The organism is Citreimonas sp. (assembly GCF_042096055.1).
GTDB lineage: Bacteria > Pseudomonadota > Alphaproteobacteria > Rhodobacterales > Rhodobacteraceae > Citreimonas.
This window is the reverse complement of record NZ_JBELMH010000019.1, coordinates 14,642-18,993: the sequence shown is the minus strand read 5'-3', so window position 1 is coordinate 18,993 and position 4,352 is coordinate 14,642. Positions and strand designations below refer to the sequence as shown.

Sequence of the window (4,352 nt, the reverse complement as noted above, 5' to 3'; positions counted from 1 at the left end):
CGCGCCGACTGGGTGAACCAGAAGTGGTCGGAACTCGTCACCGGCTGATCCCTGCTCCGGTCGGGCGGTGGCGCCCGGCCGGACAACACGTGAAAGACCCCGATGACCGAACTCTCGCTGCGCGGCCTGACCAAGCGTTTCGGCACGTTCAACGCCGTGGACGACGTGACGCTCGACATACCCGACGGCAGTTTCGTGTGCCTGCTGGGCCCGTCCGGCTGCGGCAAGACGACCCTGCTGCGGCTGCTTGCCGGGCTTGAGACGCAAAGCGCCGGGCGCTTGGTCGTGGGCGGGCAGGACCAGACCGACGTGCCGCCGGACAAGCGCGATTTCGGGATGGTCTTCCAGTCTCTGGCGCTGTTTCCGCACCTGACGGTAGCCGACAACGTTGCCTATCCGCTGGCGATCCGCGGCCGGCCGAAGGCCGAGCGGCGCCGCCGTGCAGACGAATTGCTGGCGCTCGTGCAGCTCGACGGCATGGGCGACCGGCGCATCCACCAGCTCTCGGGCGGCCAGCGTCAGCGGGTCGCCATCGCGCGCGGACTGGCCATCGATCCGCGCGTCTTCCTGCTGGACGAGCCGTTGTCGGCGCTGGACGCCAACCTGCGCGAGCACATGCAGGTCGAATTGCGCCAGCTTCAGCAGCGTCTGGGCGTGACCACCGTGGTGGTGACGCACGACCAGAAAGAGGCGCTGACCATGGCCGACATCGTCATCGTCATGGACAAGGGCCGCGTGCAGCAGGTCGGCGCCCCGATGGAGGTCTACCGCGATCCCGCCAATGCCTTCGTCGCGGGGTTCATCGGCACCTCGAACCTGTTGCCCTGCGCGCTGCACGATGATGCGGTGGACGTGATGGGTCACAAGATCGCGCTCGCGCCCGAGGACCGGGTGAAATGCGCGCCGGGCGACGACGCCGTCCTGTCGGTCCGCCCCGAGGACGTGCGCCTGACGGATGTCGAGGCCGGGCTGCCCGCGCGCGTCACCTTCATCCGCGACCTCGGCGACAGCGTGCAGGTCATGCTCGACTTCGACGGGCATGACGTGACTGCCCTGTTCGCGCCCGGCGCCCGCCCCGACGTGGCCCAAGGCGACACCGTCGGGCTGGAATTTGCCTCCGGCAACCGCGTGGTCCTGCCGGCATGAGCGCCACGCCCGACAAGCCCACCCCCGGTTGGTTCGCCGGTCTGCCCGCCGCCTGGCTGGCCGTGTTCTTCCTCGTGCCCTTCGCGATCATGCTGTCGGTCAGCGTCGCCCACCGGGTGCCAGGCGGCTTTTACGAGCCAGGCTTCGAGCTCGACAGCTACCTGCGCTTCGTCTCGCCCTTCTTCGGGCAGATCCTGCTGACCTCGATCACCCTCTCGGCGGCCGCGGCGGCGATCTGTGTCGCCTTGGGCTTTCCCTTCGCGGTGATCCTCGCGCGGATGAGCGGGCGGGCGCAGACGGTCGTGCTGGTCGTTCTGCTGTCGGTGCTGTCGCTTTCAGAGGTCATCATCGGCTTTTCGCTGTCGACGCTGCTGTCGCGTACGGCGGGCGTCGGAAACCTGCTGGCTTGGCTGGGCATCCTCGAGGAATCGCGCGCCTTCACGCCTGGCCTCTTCGCGCTGATGACGGGCATGTGCTACCTCGGGCTGCCTTACGCGGTGCTGGTGCTCTACCCGCCGGTCTCGCGCCTCGACCCGGAGCTGGGCGAGGCCGCGCGCGTCATGGGCGCCAGTCCCCTGCGCGCCTTCTTCACGATCACGGTGCCCATGCTGCGCGCGCCGCTCTTCGGCGCGCTGATCCTGGTCTTCGTGTTCACGCTGGGCGTCTACCTGCTGCCGCAGGTGCTGGGCCAGCCGCAGCACTGGACGCTGTCCGTGCACATCACCGATCAGGCGATCTTCCAGTCGAACCTGCCCTTCGCGGCGGCGATGGCGGTGCTTTTGCTGCTGGTGTCGCTGTTCCTCGTTGGCGTGACGCTGCTGCTGGGCCGCGACAAGGGGGCCGGCGCATGACCCGGCGGCTGCAGGTCTTCTACGTCGCGCTGATCCTGGCGCTGCTCGCCGCGCCGATCGCGGTGATCCTGGGCGTGTCGCTCAACGCGCAGCAAAGCCTGCGCTTTCCGCCGACCGAGCTTTCGCTGCGCTGGTACGGCGCGCTGTTCCGCGACCCCGACTGGCTGGGCCCGCTGCGCAACTCGCTGGTGATCGCGGCCACATCGAGCCTGCTGGCGGTCGTCGTGGCGCTGCCGCTGGCGCTGCACGTCTGGGCGCGCGGCGGCTGGCTGTCGCGTGTGCTCTACACGCTCGGCGTCGCACCCTTCATGCTGCCGCCGGTGATCTCGGCGCTGGGCTACCTGGTGTTCTGGGTGACGCTGGGCATGTACGGCCAGATGGGCGCCACGATCGTCTCGCACGGGGTCTTCCTGGTGACGCTGCCGGTGGTCACGATCAGCCTCGGCCTCGGCGCGGTCGACATCGCGCTGATCGAGGCCGCGCGCACCATGGGCGCCACGCGCTGGCAGGTGCTGCGCACCGTCGTGCTGCCGCTGCTGGTGCCCTACATGGTCTCGGGCTACGCTTTCGCCTTCGTGCTGTCGCTGAACGAGTACATCATCGCCTACATGGTTGCCGGCTTCACGGTGGAGACGCTGCCCATCAAGATCTTCAACAGCCTGCGCTACGGCTACACGCCGATCATGGGCGTGGTGTCGGTGCTTTTCGTTGTGCTGGCGGCGCTGGTCTTCGGCCTGATCGGCCGGTTCGGGAACCTGCCGCGCCTGCTGGGCGCCGACCGGGTGAAGGAGTGAGCATGATGAAACTGGCTGTCTGGCAGGGTGCGGGCGTGCCCGACGATCTCGACATTACGGTGGCCGAGGTCGCGCGCGTCGCCGAGATGGCGGCAGGGCAGGGGGCGGATCTGCTGGTCTTCCCCGAGGGGTTCCTGACCGGCTACCACATTCCCGGCCTCACGGCGGGCGACCTGCCGGGGGTCGAGGACGCGCTGGCCGAGATCGGCCGGATCGCCGCGCGCACGCGGCTGACGCTGGTGATGGGCACGCATCTCGACGCGCCCGAGGGGCTGCGCAACGCGGCCGTGGTATTCTCGGCCGACGGCGCCGAGCTCGGCCGCTACCACAAGCGCGCGCTCTTCGGCGGCTGGGAACAGGCGACCTTCCGTCCCGGCGCGGGCACGCTCCGCTTCGACTGCGGCGGGCTGCGCGTCGGCGTTGCGATCTGCTACGATGTCGAGTTCCCCGAACTGATCCGAGCCGAGGCGCAGGCCGGCTGCGACCTGGTCGTCGTGCCCACCGCGCTGATGGCGCCGCACGACCGGATCGCGCGGCAGGTGGTGCCCGTGCGCGCGATGGAGAACCAGATTTTCGTCGCCTACGCCAACCGCAGCGGGCACGAGCCCGGCCTCGATTTCGTCGGCCTGTCCTGCATCTGCGGCCCCGAGGGTGAGATCCTGACGCGCGCCGGCGAGGGCGCCGAGTTGCTGCTGGCCAAGATCGACCGCGCGACGATCACCCGCGCGCGGGCCGAAGCGTGCTATGTCGACGATCTGCGCTCGGTCGAAGAGGCCGGACGCTGATCCCCGCCCGTCCGGGGCAACTTTCAGAAAATCCTAGTTTTTTGGCCGCACCCCTTCACCGGCTATCAACTTCGCCGACCTAGGCTCCTGCCGTCGCCGCCCGCGTATCGGGTGGATCATCGCCCGGCATCCCGCCGGATCGACGAAGGGGCGCTTTGTGTCGGGTAGCAAGTGCGAAGGGTCTGAACCGCTTACCGTTTCGGGGGCCGCCGGCGTGATGGCAGGTACACCGCCACCGCTGCGCGGCGGACCGCAGGGCCTGCAGATCCTCGCGGTCGGCATCTGCATCGCCGCCACGCTGTGGCTGGCGATCTCGATCGCGGTCGATCGCACGGTCGAAGACGTGGTCAAGCGTCAGGCCATCGACGATTCCGAGCGGTGGGCCACCTTCATGGCCCACAACGTCCCCGATCTCGATCGCCTGATCGCCACCGGCCTGCCCGACGCCGCGCAGGACGACGCCATCCGCGCGGTCCGATCCGTTGGATCGATCTTCCGCTTCTCGCTGTACGATGCCGACGGGCGGCTGGTGCTCGTGTCAGACGATTCCGCGCTCGACAACCCTTCTGGTGTCGCGGCCGAGATCGACGCGGATGCCGCGGCCGTGGCACGATCGGCCCGACCCGCGGCAGCGGTCAACGACGGCAGGGCCAAGCCTGACCGGCCCGACCTTTACGCCGAGGCCTACGTGCCCATCTTCGGGGCCGACGGCGCGATCCTCGGCGTGGCCGAGGTCTATGCCGACGTGACGGACACGCGCGCGTTCTTCACCGCCA

General features: G+C 69.1%; 4 protein-coding genes and 1 pseudogene. All 5 read left to right on the top strand.

The window, feature by feature from the left end; translation table 11 throughout:
* The first annotated feature begins 102 nt into the window (after positions 1-102).
* Positions 103-1,146, top strand: a complete 1,044-nt coding sequence (locus tag ACFDTC_RS06545) for an ABC transporter ATP-binding protein (RefSeq protein WP_375258078.1) — start codon at positions 103-105, stop codon at positions 1,144-1,146.
* Complete coding sequence (locus ACFDTC_RS06540; RefSeq protein ID WP_375258077.1) at positions 1,143-1,997, top strand: ABC transporter permease; 855 nt, start codon at positions 1,143-1,145, stop codon at positions 1,995-1,997. Before ACFDTC_RS06545 ends, ACFDTC_RS06540 begins: the two co-directional genes overlap by 4 nt.
* Positions 1,994-2,791 (top strand): ABC transporter permease, encoded by a 798-nt coding sequence (locus ACFDTC_RS06535; RefSeq protein ID WP_375258076.1) that lies wholly within the window; start codon positions 1,994-1,996, stop codon positions 2,789-2,791. Before ACFDTC_RS06540 ends, ACFDTC_RS06535 begins: the two co-directional genes overlap by 4 nt.
* Positions 2,792-2,793: 2 nt before the next feature.
* Positions 2,794-3,576 (top strand): carbon-nitrogen hydrolase family protein, encoded by a 783-nt coding sequence (locus tag ACFDTC_RS06530; RefSeq protein ID WP_375258075.1) that lies wholly within the window; start codon positions 2,794-2,796, stop codon positions 3,574-3,576.
* Positions 3,577-3,793: 217 nt separating this feature from the next.
* Positions 3,794-4,352 (top strand): annotated as a pseudogene (locus tag ACFDTC_RS06525) (hypothetical protein); the annotation flags it as partial.